Consider the following 26,509-nt stretch of genomic DNA (forward strand, 5'->3'; position numbering starts at 1 on the left):
GAAACACCCTGGCGTGGCCATTGGCCGGTTTCCTGCCGCCGGAACCGGACGATCCCGATTTCGCCATCCCTCGCGGGGTGCTGCATGTTTCGCCGCGCGACAGACCGGAAGACAGTTGCATCGCCGATGCCGACGGCGAATTGACTGCGGTGCCGGCGGAGCCATTGCGGCAGGCACGACAGATGCAGCGGCGCCACAACTGGACGGTGGCGATCGCCTGCTCTTGCGCATTTCACGCAGCGGTGGCGCTGGCCTTTCTCACCCTGCCGGACGACAGGCCAAGCATCGAAGGTGCCGACCAGCAAGGCGAAATGCTGCTCGGCGCCGATCCGCAGCAGGCGGCCGGCGATGTCGGAGACGACCCGGAAGTGACCAACGTAACGATGGTGACCATGCTCGACGCCAAGCCCGTCGAAACGGTCGAGGCGCAGGCAACCGCGGCAGAGGAGGCGCTCCAGCCGGTCACCGATGTGGCGGAAGCATCGGAAAAAGATGTGGTCGAGCCGGTTAGCGAGGCCGTCACGGAAACTGCTCCTCTTGCCGATCGCCCCGAGCCCGCGCCTGCCCAGCCTGTCGAGCCGGCGCGCCCGGATCCATCGCCCGACATTCTCGCGACCGACAGGCTGGTGCCCACTGACGACAATGCCGTGCCGCCGCCAGTCAGCACGGTCGAAAGGGCCGATCCTGCCGAGACGAGTGCTCCGGCACCAGCCGACCCGGCGCCGGCCGAAACGGTTCAGACGGTCGAGACCGTCGTCGCGGCGGAAGAACCGAAGCCGGAAAGGCCGAAGCCCAAGCAGCCGAAGAAGGCAACCGCAAAGAACAAGCCGGCCAGGAAAGCCGAACCAAACGAGCCTGAAAAGCCGGTCTCGCGCAAGAAGGCGGGCAAGGCACTTGCCAAAGCCGATTCCAAGAAGAAAAAGACCGGCTCCGGCGGCCGTGACGAAATGGATGTCGCGCGCGGCACGGCCGACGGCAAGAAGGACGGCAAGATCCTGACTGCCAGCAGGGGCGGCAAGTCCGGCATCGGCAATGCAGCCGTCACAAACTACCCCGGCAAGATCCGATCAAAGCTGGTGCGGGCCTTCAATTCGACACGCACGCGCGCCACGGGCACAGCCACGGTTGCCTTTACCGTCGGTTCGAACGGCAGCGTCCGGTCGGCCAGGCTGACGGGCAGTTCAGGCGTTGCCGCGCTGGACAAGGCCGCTCTCGACGCGGTCCGCCGGGCTTCTCCGTTTCCCCCGATTCCAGACGGAGCCGGTCGCTCGGCCTGGCAGTTCGAGGTGCCGCTCGGTATCAGGTAGCGACCGTCCCCACGCAGAGTCGGCGCCGCCCTGCCCGCGATGAGCGAGCCCTGGCGAAACCCTATGCCGCGGCCAGCAGGCTGGCATTGCCGCCCGCCGCCGTGGTGTCGACGCAGACGGCGCGCTCGTGCGCATAGGCGGCCGGATAATACACTTCGCTGACCAGCGGTACGATCGGGCCGGCGCGGTCGGCGATGACCTTGCGCACGATGCGCGCGGCCTCGGGCGTACCGGAAAAGGCGACGACATCGACCCGCAGCGAGCGCGCTTCGACCGGGTCCGGACGGCCGTCGATCGCCGCCAGCGGCAGGCCCTTGCCGGTCAGCGCCGACAGTGCCGCAGGCGCGCCAGGTGCGACGGCGAGCACGGCATTGCCGGCGGCCAGCGCCTGGATCGTCTGCGCAAGCAGGGTATCCGCGTCGGGACCGAGGCACAGCACGCGCCCGCGCGGCGACAGCGACAGCGTGTTGGCCTCGCCGGTCGGCCCGGGCAGGTCGACCTGGCCGAAATCGATGCCGGCGGCGGCACCGATGGCCGCGGCACCCTTGCCGCGCAGATGTTTCCTCAGGATGGCGACGCGATCCGGCCGCGTCGACCAGCCGCCAAAGGCCGGGTCCGGCAGATTGTCGGCGAGCTCGGTCGCCGTCACCTTGCGGCCTTCGGCAAGATGGGTGCCGGCCTCCGGCCCCTTGCGGAAGCGCCGGAGATAATGTGGCCCGCCCGCCTTCGGTCCGGTGCCGGAAAGCCCCTCGCCGCCGAAGGGCTGCGCCCCGACGACGGCGCCGATCTGGTTGCGGTTGACGTAGATGTTGCCAGCATGGATGCCGTCGACGAAATGCTGCGCGCGGCCTTCGATGCGGGTGTGCAGGCCGAAGGTCAGGCCGTAGCCCTTGCGGTTGATCGCGGCGATCACCGCATCGATCTCGTCGGCATCGAAGGTGGCGACGTGCAGCACCGGGCCGAACACCTCGCGTTCCAACTCCTCGATGCTCTTGACCCGAAAGACGTGCGGCGCGACGAAGCGGCCGTCCTTCGGCGCTTCGAGCTTGGCGATCAGCCGGCCCTGCAGGCCCATTTTCGTGCAATAGTCGCGGATCGACGCTTGTGCCTCGTCGTCGATGACCGGGCCGACATCGGTCGAGATCCGCCAGGGGTCGCCGAGGCTGAGCGCTTCCATAGCGCCTTTCAGCATCTCCAGCATCTTCTTCTCGACGTCCTTCTGCACGTAGAGAATGCGCAGTGCCGAGCAGCGCTGGCCGGCACTCTGGAAGGCGGAGGCGAGGATATCGCGCACCGCCTGTTCAGGCAGCGCCGTGGAATCGACGATCATGGCGTTCAGGCCGCCGGTTTCGGCGATCAGCATGGCGTCGGGCGCGGCGGTCTCGGCTAGCTGCTTTTCGATCAGTTTGGCGACATCGGTCGAGCCGGTGAAGCAGACGCCGGCAATGCGCGGATCGGCGGTCAGCGGGCCGCCGACCGAGGGACCGTCGCCGGGCAGAAGCTGGATGACGTCTTCCGGTACGCCGGCCTCGCGCAGCAGTTGGACAGCGCGGAAAGCGATCAGCGGCGTCTGCTCGGCCGGCTTGGCGATCACGGAATTGCCGGTGACGAGTGCCGCCGCGATCTGCCCGGTGAAGATGGCGAGCGGAAAATTCCACGGCGAGATGCAGGCGATGGCGCCGCGCGCCTCGGTGCCCGCCTCGGCATTGGCGGCCTCGGCCGCATAGTAGCGCAGGAAATCGACCGCCTCGCGCACCTCGGCAACGCCGTCGGCCAGCGACTTGCCGGCCTCGCGGGCGGCGAGCGCAAAGAACTCGACGGCGTTCGCCTCATAGAGATCGGCCGCCCGGCTGAGGATGGCGGCGCGCTCGGCGACGGGGTGTCTTGCCCATGCCGGTTGTGCCTCGACGGCGATGCGCACGGCGGTCTCGACCTGCTTGGCGCCGGCCTCGCTGACCGTGCCGACCACTTCCGAAGGTTTTGCCGGATTGACCACCGGACGCTGCTTGCCGTAGCCGGCGGCGCGGCTGACCGGCTTGGCGTGCCAGCGCTCCGGCCCGGCGAACTCGGCCCTGGCCTTGTCGATCGCCGCCAGCGTCAGCGTGTCAGTGATATCGAAACCCTTGGAGTTACGCCGGCCGGGGCCAAAGATCGCCGACGGCGGCACGATCGCCGGATTGGCGGCGGGGCCTTGTTTCTCCACCGTTTCGAGCGGGTCGCGGGCAATGTCCTCGGGCTCGACCTCCTCGTCGGTGAGCTGGTGGACAAAGGAGGAATTGGCGCCGTTCTCCAGCAGCCGGCGGACCAGGTAGGCGAGCAGGTCGGAATGCGCGCCGACCGGCGCATAGATGCGGCAGCGCGTGCCTTCGGCCCGCCGCACCGTCTCATGCAGCGCTTCGCCCATGCCGTGCAGGCGCTGGAACTCGAATGTATCGCGCTCCGTCGTCATCGACAGGATGGCGGCGACGGTGTGGGCATTGTGAGTGGCGAATTGCGGATAGATACGGTCGGTCATCGACAACAGCTTCTTCGCGCAGGCCAAGTAGGAGACGTCGGTGTTGGCCTTGCGGGTAAAGACCGGATAGCCGTCGAGCCCGAGCGTCTGCGCCCGCTTGATCTCGGTGTCCCAATAGGCGCCCTTGACCAGCCGCACCATGATGGTGCGGTCGTATTTCCTGGCCAGAGCGTAGAGCCAGTCGATGACGAAGGCGGCGCGCGGTCCATAGGCCTGGACGACGACGCCAAAACCGTTCCAGCCGGCAAGCTCCGGCTCGGCCAGCACCCGCTCGATGACGTCGAGCGACAAATCGAGGCGGTCGGCTTCCTCGGCGTCGATGTTGAGCCCCATGCGCGAATGGCGCGCCGCCAGCGCCAGCGACAACAGCCGCTCGGCCATCACGGGCAGCATCTTTTCTTTCTGGGTCACTTCATAGCGCGGATGCAGCGCCGACAGCTTGACCGAAATACCGTGGTTCTGGCGGATGTCGGGGCCGTTGGCGCCGGCATCGAGCGAAGAGATGGCGTCGGCATAGGCCTTGAGATAGCGCAGCGCGTCGGCCTCGGTGCGGGCCGCTTCGCCCAGCATGTCGAAGGAATAGAGATAGCCCTTCTGCGTCATCGGCCGGCCGCGCCTGACGGCCTCGGCGATGGTGCGGCCGAGCACGAACTGCTCGCCCATCTCGCGCATCGCGGCGGCGACTGCCTTGCGGATGACCGGCTCGCCCAGCCGGCGCACCATGGCGCGTAGCGTGCCTTCGATGCCGCCCTCGCCTTCGTCGAGCACGCGGCCGGTCAGCATCAGCGCCCAGGTCGATGCATTGATGAAGATCGAGCTCGAACCGCCCGAATGCGCCGACCAGTCGTGCGGCGCAATCTTGTCGGCGATGAGGTCGTCCATCGTCTCGGTGTCGGGCACCCGCAGCAGCGCTTCGGCCAGGCACATCAGCGCCACGCCCTCCTTGGTCGAGAGGCCGTAGGCGGACAGGAACACTTCCATCAGCCGCGGATCGGACGAGCCGCGCACCGCCCGCACCAGATCGGCGGCACGGGCCGAAATCGCCTTGCGATCGTGCACGGACAGCCCGGCCGCCTCGGCCAGCCGCTTCACCGCCTGGTCTTCGTCGGGCAAATAATTGGCACGGATTTGCTGGCGGATGGTGTCGAGCGCTGGCATGGCGGTCCTGTAGAGCGAGCATAAGGGAGCGGGCCGGCGGTCACCGGACCGAATGGCGCAAGCTAACATAAGTAGGGATTTCGTCCGGTCCAAAGAAATCGACAGGACAGGTCGATTGATCTATTATTATGGCCAATCACCTCCAATTCGACCAGGAATCCGATGGCAGAAGACCAATTGGACCGCATCGACAGAAACATCCTGTCGGCCCTGGGCAGCAACGGCCGGCTTTCCATGTCGGAACTGGCGGCAAAAGTCGGCCTGTCGAAGACGCCGGTGCAGGCGCGGGTGAAGCGGCTGGAGAAGGACGGCTTTATCAGGGGCTACCAGGCGATCGTCGACCGCGAGCGCATGGGCGAAGGCCATGTCGCCTTCGTCCAGGTGAAACTGTCCGACACCCGCTCGGCCGCGCTCGACGCCTTCAACCGCGCCGTGCAGACGGTGCCGGAGATCGAGCAGTGCCACATGATGGCATCGAGCTTCGACTATCTGCTGAAGGTCCGCACCACCGACATCGCCGCCTACCGGCGCGTGCTCGGCGAACGCATCTCGGCCTTGCCGCACGTCGCCCAGACCTCGACCTTCGTGGCGATGGAGACGGTGAAGGATCGGTAGGCGCTCACTGATATCTCGTCAGCTCATCCGGCTCGTTCAAGACGCTCCTGAAATTGCTCCTTGATCGCCCTCAGGAAATGGTCGGACGTCGATGTCCATCCAAAGAGTATCTGCACGAGCGTAATCGAGGCGTCATGATTGCTCCGTGGGGCCTCCAACGCGATCGGTTCGCTCGTGCAATCCGTCAGCAGGATACAGTGATAGTCCCTGAAGAAGGCATCCCGAATTGTCGACTCCACACACACGCTGGTCGTGCACCCTGTCACGATCAGGTGTTTGACGCCTGCGGTCTTCAGGACCGCATCGAGTTCGGTCTCGTAGAAACCGCTGAACCGGGTTTTGTAGAGGACAACATCCCCCGCCTCCGGCCTTAGGTCGTTGACGATATCTGTTCCCCAGGTGTCGCGGATCAGAATCCGGCTCTCACTGCCATCCGGCGCTGTCATGTTCTCACCGACCCCAAAGATCTGGAGATGTCGGAGACGATTGGGGGCGTCCGACGTCCCAAGATCCGAAAGGTCGGGATGATATCCCATCTTCAGATAGATGACGGGCAGTCTCGATTTGCGGGCGGCCGCTATAACACTTGCGGTAGGGCGGACAGCCCGCTGAATCCCGGAGATATCGATGCCGGCTCTGTCGAACATCCCGCCTTTCGAGCCGAAGTCATTCTGCATGTCCACGACGAGAACTGCGGTCTTGGCGGGGTCAATTGAAACAGGTTGAGGCTTGGCGTCGATTTCAAGTGGCTGCATTTTATCCTCCCACAGCCTGAGGTATCGCACTTTGCGCCTTGGTTATCATGAGCAGCGACCCTGCATCGTGTCAACGTTATTTGGCGGCCCAAGACGGTGGTCCGCTCTTGTCGCACACAAACCCGGCCTCACTCCGCCAGCGTCTTCAAAAACGCCACCAGAGCCGCGCGTTCGCGGTCCGAAAGCTGCAGCGGGTGGATCTCGGATACACCTTCGACACTGGCCGGCGCCTTGGAATAATGCGCCACCACTTCGTCCAGCGAGGAAAACTGCCCGGCATGCATGTAGGGCGGCCGGGTGGCGGCACCGCGCAGCGACGGCGTCTTATACCCACGAATGAGTTCCGGCCCGGCCTTGACCATGAAGCGCAACTCGCGGCAGGCGCTGGCATCACCGTCGCGAAAGGTGCCGAAACAGTTGAACGGATCGGCCTCGACCTGCGCCACCGCGTCGACGCGGCCGCGATCCGGCGGCAGGCCCGCGACAGGCGGCACGCCGGTGTTGTGAAAACTGCCGTCGGCAAAACGCGGGCCGTTGTGGCAGGTCACGCAATTGGCCTTGCCGATGAACAGCTTCAGGCCGAGGATTTCCTCCGGCGAAAAGACGGCGTCGCCTTGCGGCTCGGCGCCCACCGCAAGATCGGTAGCAAAACGGTCGAAGCGTGTCTGCGGCGGCGCGATCGAGCGCTCGAAGGCGGCGATCGCCTTGCCGATATTGGCAAAGACGCGATTGACCTCCTCGGCTTGCGCCTCTGGCATGGCGTTCCAAGTCGCCTTCTCGGCATCGGTGCCGAGCGGACTGGCATTGGCCGGCACGCCCGAAAGGTCCGGCAGCGGCCCGAAGATGCGCTCGTAGCGCTCGCCGAAGCGGGCCTTGATGTAATGCGCGAAGGCGGCGCGGTTGCCGGCCTGCTCCAGCGGATTTTCGAGCGGTGTCAGCGCCTGCGCCCACAGGCTGTCGCGCCGCCCGTCCCAGAAGAACCAGGGATCGTGCGCGACGCCGGCCAGCGGCATGGTGCGCCGATTGGTGCGGCCGACGCCGACCGCTTGCGGCAGGTCGTCCTGGAATTGGCGGTCGATCTTGTGGCAGGTCGAGCAGGATACGGTGCCGCCGCCGCTCATCCCGGTGTCGAAGAACAGCGTCGAACCTAGTGCCGCGGCGGCCGGCACGTCGGCAAAGCGATTGGTGGTGTCGGGCTTCAGCGGCGGCAGCCTGGACAGCGCCAATGAGGCGACGGTTTGCTTCTCGGCGTCGGAAAATTCCGGCCTGCCGCAGCCGACGAGCACGGCCACCATCACCAACGCGAGAAGACTGGAAAACCGGCTCATCTTTGGCTCACAGCACCACGTTGAAGACGACCGTGTCCGAACCGGCCGCGGCGGAGATGGCAAAATGCAATTGCCACCACCCGCTCATCGTGAATTTCACGCCGTCGATGCGATAGCGTCCTTCGCCGAGGTAATCGGTCGCCTGCGGGCTGGTCGGCAGACCGTGCTTGTGCTGCGGCATGCCGCCGGAAATCGTTATCGCAGCACCTTCCACCGGCGCACCCTCGACGGTTTTCAATGTGAGCAGCCAGGACTCCAGTTCGCCCTGCCGGATGACGCCTTTCTCGGGCTCGAAAGTCGCCACGAACAGCTTGTTCGCCGTCGTCCTTGAACGGCCGACGTCCGAGCTTGGTTGCGGCGCATGCGGCGCCGTCAGATAGACGACGGCCAGCACACCGGCGAGCAAGGCAGCCAGGCCGAAGCCTCCAAGAAGATAACGCCATAACGATGCCAAACCGGTTCCTGTTCTGCGGATAACGATTCGCTGGGCAGATCGCGTCCCACGCCCCTGTGGGAAAATCGCGCCCAGCGCAAGAATCCGCCGTCGCCAAGCATGGCGCTGCCGGCCGCAAAAAGCTACAGCACCGCAATTGCACGGATAGAGGAGTACTTCATGGCAGGAAACGGCATCGCCTCGATCGGCGAGTGCATGCTCGAGCTTTCGGGCCAGGCCGGGCCGAACTGGCGCATGGGCTTTGCCGGCGACACGTTCAACACTTTGTGGGCGCTGCATGCCTTGAGCGGCGAGCGGCCGGCGACCTATGTCTCGGCCTTCGGCGACGACCCGTTCTCACGCGACCAGATCAAATTCCTGGCCGAAAACGGCATCGGCGTCGGCGCCAGCCCGGTGATAGCGGGCGCCCGCCCCGGCCTCTATGCGATCACGCTGACCGGCGCCGAACGTTCTTTCACCTATTGGCGGGCCGATGCGGCCGCGAGGCAGTTGGCTTCGGACCCAGCCGCTTTACAGAAAAGCCTTGAAAACCAGGCGCTTGTCTATTTTTCCGGAATCACTTTGGCAATCCTCGACGAGGGTGCGCGCAAGGTACTGCTGACGGCCGTGGCCAAGGCGCGCGCGGCCGGCTCGCTGATCGCCTTCGATCCCAATTACCGGCCGCGGCTGTGGCGCCAAAGCGAGGAAGCGCAGGCCGCGATCCTCGAGGCGCTCGCCGTCGCCGACATCGCGCTGCCCACCTTTCCCGACGAGCAGATGCTGTTTGGTGATACGACACCGCAGGAAACAGCCGAACGGCTGCGAAAGCTGGTCGGCGAGGTCGTCGTCAAGAACGGCGAGGAACCGGCGCTGATCGCGCAAAACGGAACCTTGCAAACCGTGCCGGCGGTACATGTCGCCACCCCGGTCGACACCACCGGCGCCGGCGACTCCTTCAATGGCGCCTATCTCGCCGCCCGCCTTGCCGGCCATGCGCCGACTGAGGCGGTGCAGCGCGCCCATCGCGTCGCCGCCGCCGTCGTACAGGTGCGCGGCGCCCTGGCGCCGTTCGAGACGCTCAGGGCTGCGTTCGAGGCAACTGCTATCTGACCTTGATGACGACCTTGCCCTTGGCGCGTCCTGTTTCGACATAGGCCAGAGCCTCATTGGTCGCTTCGAATGGAAAGACCCGATCCAGAACCGGGCGGATCGCGCCGGATTCGATTAGGGAGGTGATTTTGCTCAGCTGATCGCCCTGCGCCCACATGAAAAGGAACGAAAACTGCACGGCACGGCGCTTGGCTTTGGCCCGAATTCCGCGGCTCAGGAAGCGCAGCACCAGCCTCAGCATAAAATTCAGTCCCTTTTCCCTGGCAAACTCGGAATCCGGTGGACCCGAGATGGAGATGAGCTTGCCACCCGGTTTCAGCACGCTCAGGGATTTTTCGAGCGTCTTGGCGTCCTGGCTGTTCAAGACGACATCGTAGCCCGACAGAACCTTCTCGAAGTCTTCTTGCCTGTAGTCGACGACAACATCGGCGCCGAGACTTTTCACCAGATCGGCACTCGACGCGCTCGCGGTTGTCGCAACGGTCGCGCCGAGGTGCTTGGCCAACTGAATAGCGAATGTTCCCACGCCCCCGGAACCAGCCTGGATGAAGACCTTCTGTCCCTTCTTCAGGTTTGCCCTTTCTATGAGCGTCTGCCAGGCGGTGAGACCGACCAGGGGAATCGAGGCCGCCTCTTCCATGCTGAGATTCTCGGGCTTCAAGGCCACGTCGGCTTCATTCACGGCAATGAATTCGGCGAATGTCCCAATCCGGCCATCGCGCGGCCGCGCATAGACATCGTCGCCGGCCTTGAACTTGCGGACTTTCGATCCCACGCGGATAACCTTCCCAGCCACGTCGTGGCCCAGGATGAAGGGCCGGCGATAGGGCAGGATGAGCTTGAATTCTCCGGTTCTGACCTTGGAATCGAGCAGGTTCACCCCTGCGGCATGAACCTCGACCAGGACATCGCTGTCCTGGAGCTGCGGCTCCGGCATTTCGGCCAGCCGCAGAAGGCCCTTTTTATTATATTTATCGACAACGAATGCCTTCATGGCAGTTACTTTCTAAGAATGTCTGTTGGTGTTCCGCGACAAAACAAGCCGAACGTTTTCAGTTGCATGGCCGCCCTGCGGCAAGACCTCAGCCTCGAGGAAGGACAGGGCTTTCGGGACGAAATCGGCGTAGTTCTGAACTACCCCGCCCATGCCCGGCATCCGGATAGATAACCAGATGCGCCCCTGGGATACGCCCGGCGAGATCGTAGGTATTGCTGCTCGGCACCATCCTGTCCTGGTCGCCATTCGCAACCAAAGTGGGAATGCGGATAGCGCTCAGGTCTTGCGGCGCCTGGAGTCCGTAGGCCTTGATCGCCTTGAGTTGCGCGCCGAAGGCGCTCAGCGATACCGCCTTGTCCCGGTTGGACCGGCGCTCTTTCAGCCGTTGCAGAAATGCGTTTGCGGCGCGGCGCCCATTCGGCGTCGTTGTGAAGAAGAGATAGTATTTCGGATCCCGCAAAGTCAGCGCGCCCTTGATCATGTCCACGATCGTCAGCGGCGTCACCTTGTCGATGCCTTCGCCACCGGCCGGCCCCGTGCCAGCCAGGATGAGTTTGCGCACAAGGGCCTGACCAAATGTGTTGTGGTTGCTAGTCGCATATGCGCGAAATCCCCTGGCTCTGTTGTTCAGACCGGCAAGCGGAACTGCTTGCGCAGGCTCTTGTCGAACATCCCCGCGGGGGCAAAGCGGCGCAGCAGGCTGACCTGGCGCGCTGCCTTGCCAGCGGTGTAACGCCGTCGCGGACGGGCATCGGTCGCCGCCTTGACGACCACATTCGCCACCACTTCCGGCCGATCGGCTATCGGCATCACATCGCCCAGCAACGCCTTGAGCCCGGCTCGAGCCCGATCGTATTCCTTCAACAGCGAATCCGGCTCGATGCCGTTCTGGTCGAAGACGGTGCGGACGAATGCCGGCTCGATGACGGAAACGCGGACGTTGAAGGCGCGCACCTCGTGGTCGAGCGATTCCGAATAGCCTTCGAGCGCGTGCTTGACTGCCGAGTAATGCGCTGAGTATGGCGCGGGTGCCAATCCCAGAATGGAGCCGATATTGATGATGCGCCCTTGGCCGCGCCGCCGCATCGACGGCAACACTGCGTTGGTCATCCGCATGACGCCGAACAGATTGACGTCGAACAGGGCTTGTACCTGTGCGACCGAGGATTCCTCGGCACCCCCTAGCAGGCCGACACCGGCATTGTTGACCAGGAGATCGATCCGGCCGGTCTGCGCGAGCACAGTGGCAACGAGCGCAGTGACGGCCGCATCATCGGTCACGTCGCATGCCAGCATGGTCACCCCTTCCGGGCCATTACTGGACTTGCGGCGACTTGTGCCAAAGACAGTGAACCCCGCCCGCGCCAAGGCCTCGGCGCTGGCGCGGCCGATGCCCGAGGAGGCTCCGGTCACGATTGCGGTTTTTTCAGAATTCCCATTCATTTTTGATGTTCCAGGTTCGAGAGGTCTAGCTTATTTCCACGAATTGAATTATGGTCGTAATATCAGATTATGAGCATAATGCAATAGCAGGACAGGAAAGAACGACATGCGCTACGAAAAGGGCCGAAAAGACGCGTCACGCAGCCGGATCATGGAGGTCGCCGCCGAACGTTTTCGATCTGACGGCATCGCGGCGTCCGGGCTGGCGACCATCATGAGCGACGCCGGGCTGACGAACGGGGCCTTCTATCCGCACTTTCAGTCCAAGGCGGAGCTCGTCCGTGAAAGCGTGGCGGCGGCCCTGGACGCGCAGTCGCAGCAAGTGCAGGAAGCGTTGGCCGCCGGCGGTCCGGAAATGGCCATAGAGGCATATCTATCGGCCGAGCACCGGGACAATCCTGGAAAGGGCTGCGCTTCGGCCGCGCTACTGCCGGAAATAGCGCGGCAGCCGCCTGAAACGCGGGCCCTCTATGCCGAACGCGCCCAATCCCTGGTGCGTCAGATAGCCGACGCTCTGCCGCCGACCAACGATCCAGAGGGCGTTGCGTTGGGTGTGTTTGCAACGCTCATCGGCGCGCTTCAACTGGCCCGCGCCCTGGAAGGGACGGAATTGTCGGATCGCATCCTTGCGGCGGGATCAGCTGCCGCAAAGGCGCTGATCCGGCCGGTTCAAGACGAGGTGGCCCCCTGAGGGCAGCCCGGACTATTCGGCCGGCTCGAATCTGCCTTGCACCAAGACAGTCTCCACCGGTCCAAGCGGATTGATGATCCGGCTCTCCAGGACTTCGATAAGTTTGCGTCCAACACCCGCCATATCCACGGAATGAACTCCGATCTTTGCCGGCAGGAAACGTGCCAGCCGCGTGCTGTCACGGGTGACGATGTGAACGTCGCGGCCTGGTGTAAGGCCCAGCTTGCCGAGGGCGTGCAACGCTCCCAGAAGGCCCAGTTCGTTGGCGCACGCCAAGCCCGTCGGCGGATCTGATGACGCCAGCAAGCGATCGAACCAGCCTGCGCTCGATTCCATGGTGAACATGCCATGACCGATCAGCGATTGGTCGATCGGAATACCGGCCTCGGCCATTGCCCTTCCATACCCGGAAAGACGCATGGCACTCGCCTGGTCCTCCGGAACGAGAAGTTGCAGCGCAATGCGTCGACAGCCCTTATCCATGAGCCGCCGGGTCGCCTCGTAGGCAATCTGTTCATTGTCGACATCGACATAAGGATACGCGATATCCAGGTCGGTTCTTCCAAACGCGACGAATGGCATGCGTTTATCCAGCAGCAGCTTGACGCGCGGATCAGCCGACACCAGGCGTGTGATGATCAGGCCGTCTGCGCTGCGCGCCTGGAGCTGCCGCTCCACACTCTCGACGGGATCGTCGTCGGGAGTGGTGGAATAGATGGACAGACTATAACCGGCTTGCCGCGCCGCCAGCGTCATGCCTTCGATTAAAGGAAGCTTCAACAGATCGGACAGATGATCTCGTGTCTCCATCGGGAGTACTGCCGTCAGCGTCTGCGTTCGACCGGTTTTGAGCGCGCGACCATGATGATTTGGTAAATAGCCGACCCGCTTAGCCGCCTCCTTGACGCGGGCTATGGTCGAGGGCTGCACTTCCGGCCCATCCTTCAGAGCGCGGGATACCGTGGTCACCGAGAGGGAAAGTTCCGCCGCGATCTGCTTTAGATTGGCCATTGTTCGCCCGACTTCGTTTGCGAAAGCGCCGGCTGATTTTGCTGACCGCCAACGTTACCGGATTCGACATCCCGGTCAATCCAAACTCCCGCAGGAAGCAGCTTGACTCCAGCGCATTCAGATGCAATCGTAACGTTACGATTACAAAATAATGGCACTTTTGAGCGACATTTGGATAAAGTTGGGGAGGAGAACCTATGTCCTGGCTACGCATTTCCTTAACAGCATTCGCAATCTCGGCTGCCTTGCCCGTCCATGCGCAAACAGTCACCATCACGACCGCAGGTGGCGATTATGGCAACGCCATGAAGGAAGCCATGTGGGGGCCTGCTGCAAAAGAGCTTGGCTATGATGTCCACGAGGAGACCCTAAGCGACGGCCTGGCCGCCTTGAAGATGCAGGTCACATCGGGTGCGGTCACGACCGACGTCATTCACCTGGGCTCACCGGAAGGTGCCCAGGCGGCCGCACAATCGCTGCTTGAGCCACTCGACTACAAGATCATCGACCCAAAGGCCGTGCCGGAGGGGGCGAGGTCCGACTACTGCTATCCGTTCGATTCCTATGGCACCGTCATGTCGTGGAACACCAAGACCTATGGCCAGAACCCGCCAAAGACATGGGCGGAGTTCTGGGATGTTGCCAAATTTTCTGGCCGTCGCGCGTTGCGCGCCAATGCGCAAGACTCGATCGAGATCGCGCTTCTCTCCGATGGCGTGGCACCGGCGGACGTCTATTCCGTGCTCAGCACGCCGGAAGGGCTAGAGCGCGCCATCAAGCGGCTTGAAGCGATCAAACCAAATGTCGCCGTGTGGTGGACCTCGGGAGCTCAGTCGGCGCAGTTGCTGAAAGATGGTGAGGCGGATTTGGTCATTACCTGGAACGGACGGGCTCAAACCGTGAAAGCAGATGGCGGCGCGGCTGACTACACGTTCAAGGGTTCGGTCATCGGCACGGACTGCCTTGGGGTGCCGAAGGGAGCGCCGAACAAGGAAGCCGCGATGAAGCTCATCGCAGCGATGACGCAGCCTGCGCGAGTTGCCAAGCTGACCGATTTCATTGCCTATGGCCCAGTCAATCCTGCGGCATATGAGGGTGGCCTTATTCCCGAGGACCGTCTGAAGACCCTTGCGACCGCGCCTGAAAATGCTGGCACTTCGGTGTTTTCGAATTCAGAATGGTGGGTCAAGAATGGCGAGGCTGCCCAAAGAGCCTTCGATGAAATGATGGCCCGCTGACTCTCAGCTCTAATGCATATCGCGCAAAAGTGTGCAGCGGATTTGCGACAACGACATGCATGAAAACAAGAACCTAAAGCGTGTCGCGTGAGGCCGGTCGAAGGCGACGCGCCTTAAGGCTGGAGCACATGATGAAGTCGCTCGCGATCACCATCGAAAGCGTGCACAAGGCTTATGGATCCTACGTCGCACTGGATGATGTTTCGCTCGACATTCAGGCTGGCGAATTCCTCACGCTGCTAGGGCCATCGGGATCGGGCAAGACCACGTTACTCATGGCTCTGGCCGGTTTTGTCCGGCCGGATTCCGGTAAACTTCTCTTGGGCGATCGAGACATCACCCGCCTGCCGCCCAACAAACGAGACATCGGCATAGTATTCCAGAATTACGCCCTGTTTCCCCACATGAATGTCCTGGCGAACGTCGCGTATCCGCTGGTGCTGCGCAAGATACCGAGAGCGGAGGCGCGTCAGCGGGCGCTTGACACCTTGGCCCGCGTGAAGCTGGATGGCCTGGCGGAGCGCAATGTTGCCGCACTATCCGGCGGCCAACGTCAACGGGTGGCATTGGCGCGGGCTATCGTCTTCGAACCGCGCGTGATGTTGATGGACGAGCCGCTGTCGGCGCTCGACAAGAATCTGCGCGAGACCATGCAGTATGAGATCCGGCGCCTGCATGATCATCTAAGGATCACGACAATCTATGTGACGCATGACCAGCGCGAAGCGCTGATTATGTCTGACCGGATTGCGGTGATGAATTCTGGCCGCATCCAGCAGATAGATACGCCGCAGCGGATTTATGATCGTCCATCGACCCGCTTCGTCGCGGAGTTCATGGGCGAGGCTAACATTGTGGCGCCAGGCTCAGCACGCAGAATCGACGGCGCCGAACCATCACGCGAAACTCTGATGATCCGCGCCGAAAGCTTCCATCTTGATGCGAAGCTCGTCGGGGGAGACGGAGTGGCTCTCGAAGGAATACTGCGCGCCAAAGCGTTCCGCGGCGAGAATTGGCTTTTGACGCTGGCGCTTGACGGTGGGCAAGAGGTTCTTGTCTGCATTCCGGCAGCGCTGGCCGGCGGCTGCGCCGAGTTTGCCGCCGGTCAGCGGATGACTGCATATGCACCAGCAGCGAAGGTTCACGCGATACCGGGAGCGATGGCGTGATCGTCGTCCGGGATCCGGCGCTCGCGGCGGATGCACGGCGCGAGCGGCGGTTTTTTCTTTCGCTTTCGCTCCCGGCGCTGTTCATCGTTGGGCTGGCGGCGATACTGCCCATCCTTTGGATCATCCGGCAATCCTTCCTGACCACCGGGGGTGAGTACACGGTCGGCAATTACCAGAAGGTCCTTTCGAGCGGACTGACGTGGTCGGCGCTCGTCACGACCCTCGAACTGTCCTTGGGTACGCTGGCGGCCTGCATTCTTCTCGGCATCCCTCTGGCGCTGGCTCTGGCCAGCGTCAGACCAAGGGTGGCCAACGTGCTGATGGCGTTCGTCATGCTGCCGCTGTGGACCTCCATTCTGGTGCGTACCTATGGTTGGCTCGTGCTCTTGCGGCGCGATGGCCTGATCAACGCGGCGTTGACCGGTTCAGGCCTGACGGCGGAGCCATTGCCGCTGGTCTACAACTTCACCGGAACGCTCATCGGCATGGTGCACTACATGCTGCCACTCTTTCTGCTGCCTGTTTATGCTGCGATGCGCGATATCGACCCAAATCTCATTCGCGCGGCAGCGAGCATGGGAGCCACTCTCAGGCAGGTCATCCGCACGGTCATTTTGCCGCTATCGGCGGGCGGCATCTTCTCCGGTTCGATCATCGTCCTCATCTACGCCATAGGTTTTTTCATCACGCCGGCGGTGCTTGGCGGCGGCAAGGTAAATCCTCTCTCTACCCGGATCGAGCGTACACTATCGACCTTTCAGGACTGGGGGTCGGCGAGCGTCCTGGGCATTCTGCTCCTCGTTCTTATGGCGCTGATCGGTGTGATGTTGCTGGCGGCACGCCGCCTGGTGGCCCAGAACACAGTGGAAGCCCCCCATGCTTGAAGCCTATCCGCAAAACAGGCTCGCCCGCATTTTGCTCTGGAGCTTTGCCGCTCTTGTCATGGCATTTCTGATGCTGCCAACGCTCGTGGTGGTGCCGCTTTCCTTTTCGGCGTCGAATCTCCTCGAGTTTCCGCCGCACGCCTACTCGTTGCGTTGGTATGAGAACTTCTTCGGCTCGGCAACGTGGATGGCTGCGCTCAGAACGAGTTTGATCCTTGGGACATTGACGGCGTTGATCGCGGTGCCGTTTGCGCTGCTCGCCTGCATTTCAATGAATCGGCTGGGCGGAAAAACCGCTGCGATCATCCAGAGCGTCCTGCTAACCCCCTCGATCACCCCAGGTATCCTGCTTGCGATCGGTCTCTTCTTTGTCTTGGCTGCACAACATCTGATCGGAACGCTATTCGGTGTGCTGGTCGGACATGTGGTGCTGGCCGTTCCGGTCGCCTGCATTGTGTTGCTGCCGGCTCTCGCCCGCTTTGACTGGAACCAGGTCCAGGCGGCGCGCAGCCTCGGTGCAAACTGGGCCAGAGCCATTGGCGGAATAATCGTTCCGCAACTTCGGATCAGCTTGCTGTCGGCGACATTGATGGCGTTCCTGACTTCGCTCGACGAGTCTGTGATTTCGATCTTCATCGCAAGCGGTCGCAACAGCACGATGCCGAAGCTTATGTTCCTGTCGCTGCGCGATCAGATCGATCCGACCATTGCGGCGATCTCGACATTGTGGACCGTCATCGTCGTGGCCGTGGTCCTGATTGTGACCCTTCGCCAAAAATCCTGACCGAGACTGGAAACATGCCCACCAATCACCATGCAGCCGACGATCTGACGGATCATTCGACGGACATCCCTCAGGTAGGGTTGGCCATCATCACCGGGTCGGCAAACTGGGGGCTTGCCTTCCCGGAAGATGTCGAATTCGATGGTGTGCGCACGTTGCGGCGCGACATGAGTTTTGAAACGCCTTTCGGTCGTACCGACAACTGGAAGCTGCTCGAGTTCGATGCGTCGATCACAGCCGAAGGGAGAGCAAAACGTGCGTTGTGCATGTATTCGCACGGCAATCCCCGCGACCGTATCGACCATTCCTGCCATCGCCGCGCGTTCTGGGTATTGATGCGGGCGGGTGTACGGCAAGTTCTCGCCTGCTCGACTGTAGGCGCCGTCAACAAGGCGATCCAGCCGGGCGACATGGTGGTGACCGCCGACATCATTGAACTGACGCAGACCCCGTTTTCACTGCTTCCTGACCGCCAGAGCTTTGACTGTTCGGGCAAGCAAATCGTGTGTCCAAGATGTGCGGCGGTTCTGGTCGAAACGGCCCGCCGTCATTGGCCAGCCGAATGCCGCGTTTACGGCATCGAACAGCAGTTGGTGGCTGCCCATTGTTATGGGCCCCGACTGACAACGCCAGCCGAAGCCTTGGCGTATCGGGGCATGGGTGCGGATGTCCTCAACCATTCCATCGCCCCTGAGGCGACCTTGTCGCGCGAGATCGGCGCGTGTTTCGTGCCTTGCGCATTCGTGACGGCGGGCTTCAACGACTATATGGATCGCAATCGCCAGAAACTGCTGCAGGAGGACGTGCTGCCCAATCTCTCCATGACAGCCTCTCGGGTCGCGCTGGAGACCGCCGCGCGACTTCCCGCTGATCCGGAATGCTCCTGTCAGGGCTTGAAGTCGCCTCAGCCGAAAGAACGCTCCAGCCGGTTCTGAGACGACCCTGGTGCGCCGGATGGCTGAGGCTCTGCCGCAGACCAAGGATTCCGAGGGCGCTGCATTGGGGCGTGTTTGCAACGCTCGAGTCGTACGCTTCGGCAGGGGCACTCCAGCCCTAAGGCAGCCTGAACCGGTATTCCGTCACGTGATGGTAGATCTGGCCCGGCCACAGCGTGGCTTGCGGGAAATACGGCCGGTTGGGCGCATCCGGCCAGATTTGCGGTTCCAGGCAGAAGCCTGAAAAAGGCTTGTACTGGCGGCCGCCCAAACCAGGCGAAGACGGCGCCAGATACTGGCCGGTATAGAGCTGGACGCCCGGCTCGGTGGTCCAGAGCTCCATCTCGACGCCGGAATTCGCGCCTTGCGCCCATGATGCCTGCTTCAGCGGCCCGCGCGTCGAGGCGAGGCAGAAATTCTGGTCGTAGGGGAGCTGTTCGCCCTCGGTCTCCATGCGTAGCGGCCGGGCCTGGCGAAAGTCGAAAGGTGTGCCGTCGACCGGCTTGACCGTGCCTGTCGGAATCAAATCGGCGTCGACAGGAAGATAAGCGCCGGCATTCAGCATCAGCCGGTGGTCGAGAATGTCGCCGGCGCCGCCGTCATCCAGGTTGAAATAGGAATGCTGGGTGAGGTTGCAGAGCGTCGGCTCCTCGCAGGTGGCGGTCAGTTCGATGCTGAGCGTACCCGGGATCTTCAGCCGGTAGGTGCAGGTCACGTCGAGCGCGCCGGGAAAGCCCATCGTGCCGTCCGGGTCATGCAGGGTCAGCGTGACAAAATCCCTGCCATGCAGCGAAACCGCCCAGGCTCGTCGCGAAAAACCTTGCGAACCGCCATGCAGCGTATGCTTTTCGAGGAAATTGCGCTCGGTCTGGTAGCGTTTGCCGGCAAGCGTGAAGCGGCCGTCGCGGATACGGTTGGCGTAGCGCCCGACGACAGTGCCGAAGAAGGCCTTATCCGTCTCATAGTACTGGAAACGATCATACCCGAGCACCAATGGCGCCTCGTGCCCGGCCAGGTGCAGATCCTGGATGATCGCGCCCAGGCCGATAATGTTGGCGGTAAGGCCGCCGCCACGGATGGTGAAACGGCGGACTTCCTCGCCCGCCTGCGTCGTGCCGAAAACCTCGCCGTCCTTCATCGCCATGCTCGCAAGTTCGTTGCTCGATCGACGCCAGCCTGGCCTTTCCGAAGCGGCCCAGGATCGTTTTCGGTATTACCGTATGAGGCTTCTAGAGACCAAGTCCGCCGATGCAGACATATTTGGTGTCGAGATAATCCTCGATGCCCTGATGGCCGCCTTCCTTGCCGAGGCCCGATTCCTTGACGCCGCCGAACGGCGCCTCAGGCGTGGTGATGAGCCCTTCATTGACCCCGACCATGCCGTATTTCAACCCTTCCATGACCCGGAAGGCGCGGCCGAGATCGCCGGTGTAGAAATAGGCGGCCAGCCCGAACTCGGTATCGTTGGCGAGTCCTAGGGCCTCTTCCTCGGTCTCGAACTTGAACACCGGCGCCACCGGGCCAAAGATTTCTTCCTTCATGAAGCGCATCTTCGGCGTGGCATTGGCGATCACCGTCGGCTGGAAGAACGAGCCGCCGAGCGCGTGGCGCTTGCCGCCGGCGACGATCTTGCCGCCTTTGGCAGTAGCGTCGGCAATCAGCTCCTCGACCTTCTCCACCGCCTTCTCATCGATCAGCGGTCCCTGCTGGACACCGTCTTCGAGGCCGGAACCGACCTTCAGCCCGTTGCTCGCAGTAGCCAGCTTTTCGACGAACCGGTCATAGATGCCGGCCTGCACCAGGAAGCGGTTGGTGCAGACGCAGGTCTGGCCGGAATTGCGGTATTTGGCGGTGATGGCGCCAGCGACGGCCCGATCGAGATCGGCGTCGTCGAAAACGATGAACGGCGCATTGCCGCCGAGTTCCATCGACACTTTCTTGACGGTCACCGACGACTTCTGGATCAGGATCTTGCCGACCTCGGTCGAGCCGGTGAAGGTGATCTTCTTGACCAGCGGATTGGCGCAGATCTCGTCGCCGATCTCGCCGGCGGCGCCGGTCAGGATGTTGATCACACCTTTGGGGAAGCCGACTTCCTCGGCAAGTGCGCCCCAGGCAAGCCCCGAATAAGGCGTCTGCGACGCCGGCTTGACCACGGCGGTACAGCCGGCGGCAAGCGCCGGACCAAGCTTGCGGGCCAGCATCGAGGATGGAAAATTCCATGGCGTGATGGCGGCGATGACGCCGACCGGCTCCTTGGTCACCAGAATGCGGCGGTCCGCCCAGGGTGACGGAACGACGTCGCCATAGGTGCGGCGGCCCTCTTCAGCGAACCACAATATGTAGGACGCGGCCGAGCCGATCTCGCCCTTCGATTCGAACAGCGACTTGCCCTGCTCGATGGTCAGCAGTTCGGCCAGCACGTCCTGATTGTCCATCATCGCGTCATGCAGCTTGCGCAGCAGCTTCGAGCGTTCGAGCGCGGTGGTCTTGCGCCATGTCTTGAAGGCAGCGTCGGCGGCTTCGATGGCGCGGCGGGTCTCGGCCTTGCCCGATTTCGGCACGGTGCCGATCTTGAGGCCGGTGGCAGGATTGTTGACGTCGACCGTCTGGCCTGAATCGGCCTGCACCCATTCGCCATTGATGAGATTGGCCTGCCGCATGAAATGGCTGGTTTTCTGAAGCATGATCTCGCCTCCGTTCGGCACCTGGCGGGCCGGTCGCTGATTTCGTGAATGGACGTGCGCGATAGCATCGCTAGAGCCACTGCTCTTAGCCCAGGGCAAGCCCCGCAAGCAATCACAAGATGGCATATAGGGCTTGGGCCAGCCAAAGCGAGAGCGATGCAGCCGGGCTCTTATCCAAAAATATGGACGACCACTGTCAGCCAAAACGCAGTGGTCACGACCGCACTGGCGGTGGCGATGGTCATCTGGTTCGATGCCAGCGCCTGGCCGGTGTTGAACTGCACGGCAATGAGATAGGAATTGATGCCGGACGGCAACGCCGCAACCATGACCGCCACCTTGGCCGTCAATGGCGGCAGGCCGATCAGCCAGACCAGGCAAAGAACCAGTGCCGGCATCAGGAACAGTTTCAGCGCCGACAGCGCCAACGCCGGTCTTACATTGCCGGAGATGCCGAAACGGCGCAGGCTGAGCCCCATGGCAAACAGCGCCACCGGGGCGGCCGTGCCGGCCAGCGCGTCGCTCAACCGCGTCGCAAGCACCGGCAGGGGCGCACCGGTGAAGCGCCACGCGAGCCCGGCCAGTATGCCAATGATCAGCGGGTTGATGAATACCCTCCTGAGAAAGCTCGTGATGACGCGGAGCGGATGCACAGGCTCGCTGCCGCCGCGGCCGAACATTTCGAACAGGATGATCGAGGCCATCATCATCACCGGCAGGTGAATGGAAACCAGCAGCGACAGCACTTCGAACCCGGCCGGGCCGAACACGCCGATGATGAAGGGAGCACCGAGCAGGACGACATTGGAATAGGACGACGACACGCCGCCGACGACGCCGGCGCGTGCGTCTCGTCCGAAGATGCGCGTAATGACCAGATGGCCGGCAGCCCAGGTAAGCGCCACCGCTGCGAAATAGGCGCCCCACAGCGACCACGGCGCCACGCCGTGGAAATCCGCCTTTATCATGGTCTGGAACAGCAAAAGCGGCATTGCCACGTTGATGGCGAATTCGGATACGCCCTCGCCGCTCGCCGGCTTCAAATAGCCGGTCAACCCGGCAAGATAGCCGAGCCCGACGAGACTGAAGACGAAGAGGACGGTTTCGGTAAGCGGAGACATTTTTGCCGTGATAGGCGAGCCCTGATCGCGGCGCAATCGCCCTTCCCTCGCGAATGTACCAGCCAACAATCCGGCCGCTCGGATCTTGCCCGAATTTGCTCATGGTTGGATGGCAGCGCTATACAGGGTTGTCGGGGGACACGCGGCGAATGGGCCTTGTCGGAAATCAGCACTTCTTCAAGCAGGCGTGGCTGACGGCTTTCGTCGCCGCCCTGCTCTGTCTCGTGGTGACCTCGACTCATGCCGCGGAGCCAGCAAGCCTCAAGGGCGTGGCGCTGATCGTCGGCCAGTCGAAATACCGGCACATAACGGCTCTTCCCAACCCCGCCAACGACGCCCGCGACATCGCCAAGATGCTGACCGATCTCGGCTTCGACGCGCGCAGCGTCACCGATCGCGACGCGGCAAAGCTGAAGCGTGACCTCGAGCGTTTCGCCGAGGATGCCGACGACGCCGACGTCGCCTTGATCTACTATTCCGGCCACGGCATCGAGGCGGGCGGCGAAAACTATCTGGTGCCGGTCGACGCCGACGTTTCTTCATTGAAGGACGCCGATCAGGCCCTGGTGCCGATCTCCGCCGTCATGGACGAATTGAAGAAGACCGTGCCGGTAACGATCATGCTGCTCGATGCCTGCCGCACCAACCCGTTTCCGGCGGACGCGGTGCTGCGCCGGGCGCCCACGGCCTCGGCCTCGCCGATCGGCGCCGGCGGACTGGAGCCGGTGCGCGGCGCCAAGGCACTGGCGGACGCGACCGCGACGGAAAATCTGGGAACGGTGATCGGCTTTGCCGCCGAGCCGGGGCGGCCGGCACTCGACGGTATCGTCGGCGAAAACAGCCCCTATGCAGCGGCACTTCTGCGCCATCTCGCGGCGATGAAGGGCACGGAGTTCGGCTCGGTCATGCGCATGGTGACCGAGGAGGTCTATCTCGACACCAAGGCAAAGCAGCGGCCATGGGTCAATGAAAGCCTGCGCCGGCTGCTCTATTTCGGCGTAGCACCGCAGGAACCGACCGGCGACGACGGGCTGATCACCGGCGAGCGGCGGCAATTGCTGCTGACGATTGCCGAGTTGCCGGACCCCAAGCGGGCACAGGTGGAACTGGCCTCGCTGCAGGACGGCGTGCCGCTCGACGCGCTTTATGGCGTGCTGAAGGCGCTCGGCACCGAAAAGATGCCGGAAGACCCCACCGACCTGCAAAAGCTGCTCGACGCCCAGGCCGAGCGCCTGAAGAAGATGATCTCCGAGCGCGACGCGCTGCGCACCGACGACCCCGAGATAAGCCGCCTCGTCGCCTCGGCCGACAAGGCCATAGGCCAGGGCGCCATCGTCACCGCGCGCAACTTCCTCGACCAAGCGGTGGGCCGGGTCGAGCAGGCCAGCGGCGCCGTCGACCAGGCGGAGGAATTGGTCAGGCAAAAACGTCTTGCCGACGCGGCGATCTATACCAGGCGCGCCGACGCTTCGGCGCTGGTCTTCGACTATCTGTCGGCCGCCGACGATTACGGCAAGGCCTTCTCGCTGGTCGAGAAATGGGACGACAGACTGCGCTGGAACTACAAGAACCAGGAGGCGGAAGCGCTGAATGCCCATGGCAATGCCACCGGCGACAGGCAAGCGCTGCAGCGCGCCATCGACGCCTACCGCGTCATCCTGAATTTCATCCCCAATGGCGAGCAGAACCGCGACTGGGCGATCACCCGCAACAACATGGCGGTGGTGCTGCAGACGATCGGCGAGCGCGAGCGCGAAACCGACCGGCTGGAAGAGGCAGCGAAGATCTTTCGCGATTCGCTTGTCGTGTTCGAGCGCGAGAAGGACGACCTCAACTGGGCCGCCGCCCAGAACAACCTGGCCAATGTGCTGCTGAAGATCGGCGAGCGCGAGAGCGACCCGAAACGCCTGAACGAGGCGGTGGTGGCGATGCGCGCCACGCTGGAGAAGCGTCCGCGCGACAAAGTCCCGCTGGACTGGGCCGCCTCGCAAAACAATCTCGGCCTTGCGCTTTATGCGCTTTCGGAACGGGAACCGAATGGCGAGCGCCTGACCGAGGCCGAGACCGCCTACCGGCTGGCGCTTGAAGAGTACACGCGCGAAAAAGCACCCGTTCAGTGGGCGATGCTTCAGAACAATCTGGGCAACACGCTGGTGTCTCTCGGCACGCAACGCAACGACAAGGCGAAAATCGACGAAGCGGCCGACGCCTTTCGCGCTGCGCTCAAGATCCGCACCCGCGCCACCTTTCCGGTCTCCTGGGCGACCAGCCGCCTTAATCTCGGCAACGCGCTGAGCAGTGCTGCCCGTTTCGATCTCGGCACCGGCCTGCTCGAAGAGGCGGCTGCCGCCTACGGCGATGCGCTGACCATCTTCACCCGCCAGCGCTTTCCGATGGATTGGGCTTCCGCTGAGAACAATCTCGGCTCGATCTACCAGACGCTCGGCCAGCGCACCCGCGATGCTGCCAGGCTTGAGCAATCGGCCGCCGCATACCGGGCGGCACGGCGCGTCTATACCAAGAAGGGCTTTCCGCTCGACTGGGCGATGACCCACTACAATCTCGGCAACACGCTGCAACTGCTCGGCGGCGTGACCGACAATCCGATGCATTACGAAGACGCGATCGAGGCCTATCGCGATGCGCTGCGCGAATACAAGCGCGAGACGACGCCGCGGCAATGGGCGCTGGCGCAGGCAGGCCTCGGCTCGGCGCTGCAATGGCTGAGCATGAGCGAGGCCGATCCCGGCAAACTGGCCGCTTCTATCGCCGCGCGCCGGGCGGCGCTGGAGGTGCTGACCTTCGAGACCTCGCCCGTCGATTGGGCAAACGCGCAGAACGGCATCGGCATGAGCCTGATCAATCTCGGCAATCTCGAACGCACCGGCAAGTATCTGGACGAAGCCGAAGCCGCGTTCGAGGCAACGCTCAAGGTCTTCACCCGCGAAAGCCAGCCGATGCAATGGGCCTTCGAGCAGAACAATCTCGGCGACGTCCACTGGAACCGCGGCAGCTATGGCGGCGGCAATGCCGAATACCAAAAGGCGATCGAATTCTTCGAGAACGCCAAGCAGGGCTTTACCGAAGCCGGCTATACAATCCCCATCCCGCTGACCGACCGCAAGATCGATCTGGTGAAGAAGCAGATAGCGAAGAGATAGCCGTTTCGGCCGCAGGTTGCACTCGGCTTGTCTTTCAGCCGGCTTTGCCGTCCCTATATGCCGGTCACCGGGGACCTGCCTGCCAGTCACCCGAAAAGGATGTCTGATGCTTCGATTTGTGCTGGCGCTGCTGTTGCTTGCCGTTTCCGCCACAGCCCATGCGACGGAAGCCGGCTGGGCGCTGCTGCGCGACGGCGGGCATGTGGTGCTGCTGCGCCATGCCATGGTCACCGGCACCACCGATGCGGCCAATTTCGACCTCGGCAAATGTGCCACCCAGGTCAATCTCTCGGAGCGCGGCAAGCAGCAGGCACGCAAGATCGGCGCACTGTTTGGCGCCCGCGCGGCACCGGTCGAGCGCGTGCTGTCCAGCCGCTATTGCCGCTGCCTCGAGACCGCCCGCATCGCTTTCGAAAGCGAGCCGGAGCCGTTCGAACCGCTTGACCTGCTGAAGACCGGCGAGAAGGAGAAGGCCACCCAGATCGCCGCGATCCTGGCCGAGATCCGCGGCTATTCCGGGTCAGACAATCTGGTCATGGTCACACATCTCGAAAACATCAAGGAATTGACCGGCATCTCGCCGCGTGAAGGCGAAGCCGTGGTCGTCGAGCCGCAAGGCGACGGCCTGCGCGTGCTCGGCCGCGTCACCTTCTGACCGGGCCGGTCGCTCCTCGCGTCGAGCGAGATAGGTGTTGCCGAAATGCCACTGCCACGAGAAGCCGTGGTTGGATTCCGATCTCATCTTGCTCTGCCTGGGCAGCAATCCCATCTGCGCCGGGCGTATCAGGCCTTTTCCTGCCCGGAAAAACCGATTAGACAGCCCAAAACACATGCGGACAGATTCCGCCCGCAATCGAAGGAAAAGCCCTTGTCCACCACGTTCGACAAAGTCGCCAAGATCATCGCCGACACCAGCGAGATCGACATCGAGACGATCACGCCCGAAAGCCACACCATCGACGATCTCGGCATCGACAGCCTCGACTTCCTCGACATCGTCTTTGCCATCGACAAGGAATTCGGCATCAAGGTGCCGCTGGAAAAGTGGACGCAGGAGGTCAATGACGGCAAGGCGTCGACCGACGACTATTTCGTCATGAAGAACCTGTGCGCCAAGATCGACGCGCTCGTCGCCGCCAAGAACGCCACGTAAGCACAGCGCTTGAC

The 26,509-nt window shown here is 62.9% G+C and carries 22 protein-coding genes and 1 pseudogene; 12 read left to right on the forward strand and 11 right to left on the reverse strand.

What is annotated here, in order from left to right; genetic code table 11:
• Positions 1 to 20 precede the first annotated feature (20 nt).
• Entirely contained in the window at positions 21 to 1,307 is a 1,287-nt protein-coding gene (locus tag NKG95_RS20240; protein ID WP_352495976.1) for an energy transducer TonB family protein, read from the forward strand.
• 61 nt (positions 1,308 to 1,368) lie between these two features.
• Here NKG95_RS20240 and putA read toward each other — a convergent pair whose 3' ends face one another.
• Positions 1,369 to 4,980 carry a bifunctional proline dehydrogenase/L-glutamate gamma-semialdehyde dehydrogenase PutA gene (putA, locus tag NKG95_RS20245; RefSeq protein WP_353042153.1) on the reverse strand — a complete coding sequence of 1,204 codons (3,612 nt, stop codon included), beginning with the start codon at positions 4,978 to 4,980 and terminating at the stop codon, positions 1,369 to 1,371.
• 162 nt (positions 4,981 to 5,142) lie between these two features.
• On the opposite strand from putA, the gene NKG95_RS20250 reads away from it, so the two are divergent.
• Positions 5,143 to 5,595: an Lrp/AsnC family transcriptional regulator gene (locus NKG95_RS20250; protein ID WP_023720000.1), complete on the forward strand. Its 453-nt coding sequence runs from the start codon at positions 5,143 to 5,145 to the stop codon at positions 5,593 to 5,595.
• Between the two features lie 23 nt (positions 5,596 to 5,618).
• Here the strand turns inward: NKG95_RS20250 and NKG95_RS20255 are convergent, their stop codons facing one another.
• The 3 genes from NKG95_RS20255 to NKG95_RS20265 form a co-directional block, all read right to left on the reverse strand.
• On the reverse strand, positions 5,619 to 6,350 hold the full coding sequence (locus NKG95_RS20255; RefSeq protein WP_353042155.1) for a cysteine hydrolase family protein: 732 nt from the start codon (positions 6,348 to 6,350) through the stop codon (positions 5,619 to 5,621).
• A gap of 128 nt (positions 6,351 to 6,478) precedes the next feature.
• Positions 6,479 to 7,678 carry a cytochrome-c peroxidase gene (locus NKG95_RS20260; RefSeq protein ID WP_353042156.1) on the reverse strand — a complete coding sequence of 400 codons (1,200 nt, stop codon included), beginning with the start codon at positions 7,676 to 7,678 and terminating at the stop codon, positions 6,479 to 6,481.
• Positions 7,679 to 7,685: 7 nt separating this feature from the next.
• Positions 7,686 to 8,132, reverse strand: a complete 447-nt coding sequence (locus tag NKG95_RS20265; protein ID WP_023719997.1) for a FixH family protein — start codon at positions 8,130 to 8,132, stop codon at positions 7,686 to 7,688.
• 159 nt (positions 8,133 to 8,291) lie between these two features.
• On the opposite strand from NKG95_RS20265, the gene NKG95_RS20270 reads away from it, so the two are divergent.
• Positions 8,292 to 9,221 carry a sugar kinase gene (locus NKG95_RS20270; RefSeq protein WP_353042158.1) on the forward strand — a complete coding sequence of 310 codons (930 nt, stop codon included), beginning with the start codon at positions 8,292 to 8,294 and terminating at the stop codon, positions 9,219 to 9,221.
• Here the strand turns inward: NKG95_RS20270 and NKG95_RS20275 are convergent.
• The 3 genes and pseudogenes from NKG95_RS20275 to NKG95_RS20285 form a co-directional block, all read right to left on the reverse strand.
• Complete coding sequence (locus NKG95_RS20275) at positions 9,214 to 10,215, reverse strand: NADP-dependent oxidoreductase (protein WP_353042160.1); 1,002 nt, start codon at positions 10,213 to 10,215, stop codon at positions 9,214 to 9,216. The genes NKG95_RS20270 and NKG95_RS20275 overlap by 8 nt on opposite strands.
• Positions 10,216 to 10,305: 90 nt before the next feature.
• Positions 10,306 to 10,783, reverse strand: a pseudogene (locus tag NKG95_RS20280) (alpha/beta fold hydrolase); the annotation flags it as partial.
• Between the two features lie 62 nt (positions 10,784 to 10,845).
• Positions 10,846 to 11,661: an oxidoreductase gene (locus tag NKG95_RS20285; protein WP_353042161.1), complete on the reverse strand. Its 816-nt coding sequence runs from the start codon at positions 11,659 to 11,661 to the stop codon at positions 10,846 to 10,848.
• 106 nt (positions 11,662 to 11,767) lie between these two features.
• Between NKG95_RS20285 and NKG95_RS20290 the strand changes: the two genes are divergently transcribed.
• Positions 11,768 to 12,352 carry a TetR/AcrR family transcriptional regulator gene (locus tag NKG95_RS20290; RefSeq protein WP_352998896.1) on the forward strand — a complete coding sequence of 195 codons (585 nt, stop codon included), beginning with the start codon at positions 11,768 to 11,770 and terminating at the stop codon, positions 12,350 to 12,352.
• Positions 12,353 to 12,364: 12 nt separating this feature from the next.
• Here NKG95_RS20290 and NKG95_RS20295 read toward each other — a convergent pair whose 3' ends face one another.
• Positions 12,365 to 13,363 (reverse strand): LacI family DNA-binding transcriptional regulator, encoded by a 999-nt coding sequence (locus tag NKG95_RS20295; RefSeq protein WP_353042162.1) that lies wholly within the window; start codon positions 13,361 to 13,363, stop codon positions 12,365 to 12,367.
• A 197-nt stretch (positions 13,364 to 13,560) separates the two neighbouring features.
• Here NKG95_RS20295 and NKG95_RS20300 point away from each other — a divergent pair, with 197 nt between their 5' ends.
• The 5 genes from NKG95_RS20300 to NKG95_RS20320 all read left to right on the forward strand — a co-directional run bounded on the left by NKG95_RS20300 (position 13,561) and on the right by NKG95_RS20320 (position 18,373).
• Positions 13,561 to 14,601 carry an ABC transporter substrate-binding protein gene (locus NKG95_RS20300; protein ID WP_353042163.1) on the forward strand — a complete coding sequence of 347 codons (1,041 nt, stop codon included), beginning with the start codon at positions 13,561 to 13,563 and terminating at the stop codon, positions 14,599 to 14,601.
• A gap of 131 nt (positions 14,602 to 14,732) precedes the next feature.
• Positions 14,733 to 15,770 (forward strand): ABC transporter ATP-binding protein, encoded by a 1,038-nt coding sequence (locus NKG95_RS20305; protein WP_353042164.1) that lies wholly within the window; start codon positions 14,733 to 14,735, stop codon positions 15,768 to 15,770.
• Entirely contained in the window at positions 15,767 to 16,654 is an 888-nt protein-coding gene (locus NKG95_RS20310; RefSeq protein ID WP_353018565.1) for an ABC transporter permease, read from the forward strand. The genes NKG95_RS20305 and NKG95_RS20310 overlap by 4 nt, the downstream gene beginning before the upstream one ends.
• Positions 16,647 to 17,438, forward strand: coding sequence for an ABC transporter permease (locus NKG95_RS20315; RefSeq protein WP_023719987.1), 792 nt, complete (start codon positions 16,647 to 16,649; stop codon positions 17,436 to 17,438). The genes NKG95_RS20310 and NKG95_RS20315 overlap by 8 nt, the downstream gene beginning before the upstream one ends.
• Before the next feature lie 14 nt (positions 17,439 to 17,452).
• Entirely contained in the window at positions 17,453 to 18,373 is a 921-nt protein-coding gene (locus NKG95_RS20320) for a phosphorylase family protein (protein WP_352640455.1), read from the forward strand.
• A gap of 118 nt (positions 18,374 to 18,491) precedes the next feature.
• Here the strand turns inward: NKG95_RS20320 and NKG95_RS20325 are convergent, their stop codons facing one another.
• From NKG95_RS20325 to NKG95_RS20335, 3 genes are all read right to left on the reverse strand, one after another.
• Positions 18,492 to 19,517: an aldose epimerase family protein gene (locus tag NKG95_RS20325; RefSeq protein WP_353018562.1), complete on the reverse strand. Its 1,026-nt coding sequence runs from the start codon at positions 19,515 to 19,517 to the stop codon at positions 18,492 to 18,494.
• An 85-nt stretch (positions 19,518 to 19,602) separates the two neighbouring features.
• Positions 19,603 to 21,060, reverse strand: coding sequence for an NAD-dependent succinate-semialdehyde dehydrogenase (locus NKG95_RS20330; RefSeq protein ID WP_353042166.1), 1,458 nt, complete (start codon positions 21,058 to 21,060; stop codon positions 19,603 to 19,605).
• A gap of 170 nt (positions 21,061 to 21,230) precedes the next feature.
• The gene (locus tag NKG95_RS20335; protein ID WP_353042244.1) at positions 21,231 to 22,181 is read right to left on the reverse strand and encodes an AEC family transporter; all 951 of its coding nucleotides are present in this window, start codon (positions 22,179 to 22,181) and stop codon (positions 21,231 to 21,233) included.
• A 149-nt stretch (positions 22,182 to 22,330) separates the two neighbouring features.
• On the opposite strand from NKG95_RS20335, the gene NKG95_RS20340 reads away from it, so the two are divergent.
• From NKG95_RS20340 to NKG95_RS20350, 3 genes are all read left to right on the forward strand, one after another.
• Positions 22,331 to 25,342 (forward strand): caspase family protein, encoded by a 3,012-nt coding sequence (locus NKG95_RS20340; protein WP_353042167.1) that lies wholly within the window; start codon positions 22,331 to 22,333, stop codon positions 25,340 to 25,342.
• Positions 25,343 to 25,448: 106 nt separating this feature from the next.
• A complete protein-coding gene (locus NKG95_RS20345) occupies positions 25,449 to 25,997 on the forward strand; it encodes a histidine phosphatase family protein (protein ID WP_352640459.1) in 549 nt (182 codons plus the stop codon).
• Between the two features lie 213 nt (positions 25,998 to 26,210).
• Complete coding sequence (locus NKG95_RS20350) at positions 26,211 to 26,495, forward strand: acyl carrier protein (protein WP_023719977.1); 285 nt, start codon at positions 26,211 to 26,213, stop codon at positions 26,493 to 26,495.
• The last annotated feature ends 14 nt before the right edge of the window (positions 26,496 to 26,509 follow it).

It is taken from the genome of Mesorhizobium sp. M1423, from assembly GCF_040317575.1.
Classification (GTDB): domain Bacteria; phylum Pseudomonadota; class Alphaproteobacteria; order Rhizobiales; family Rhizobiaceae; genus Mesorhizobium.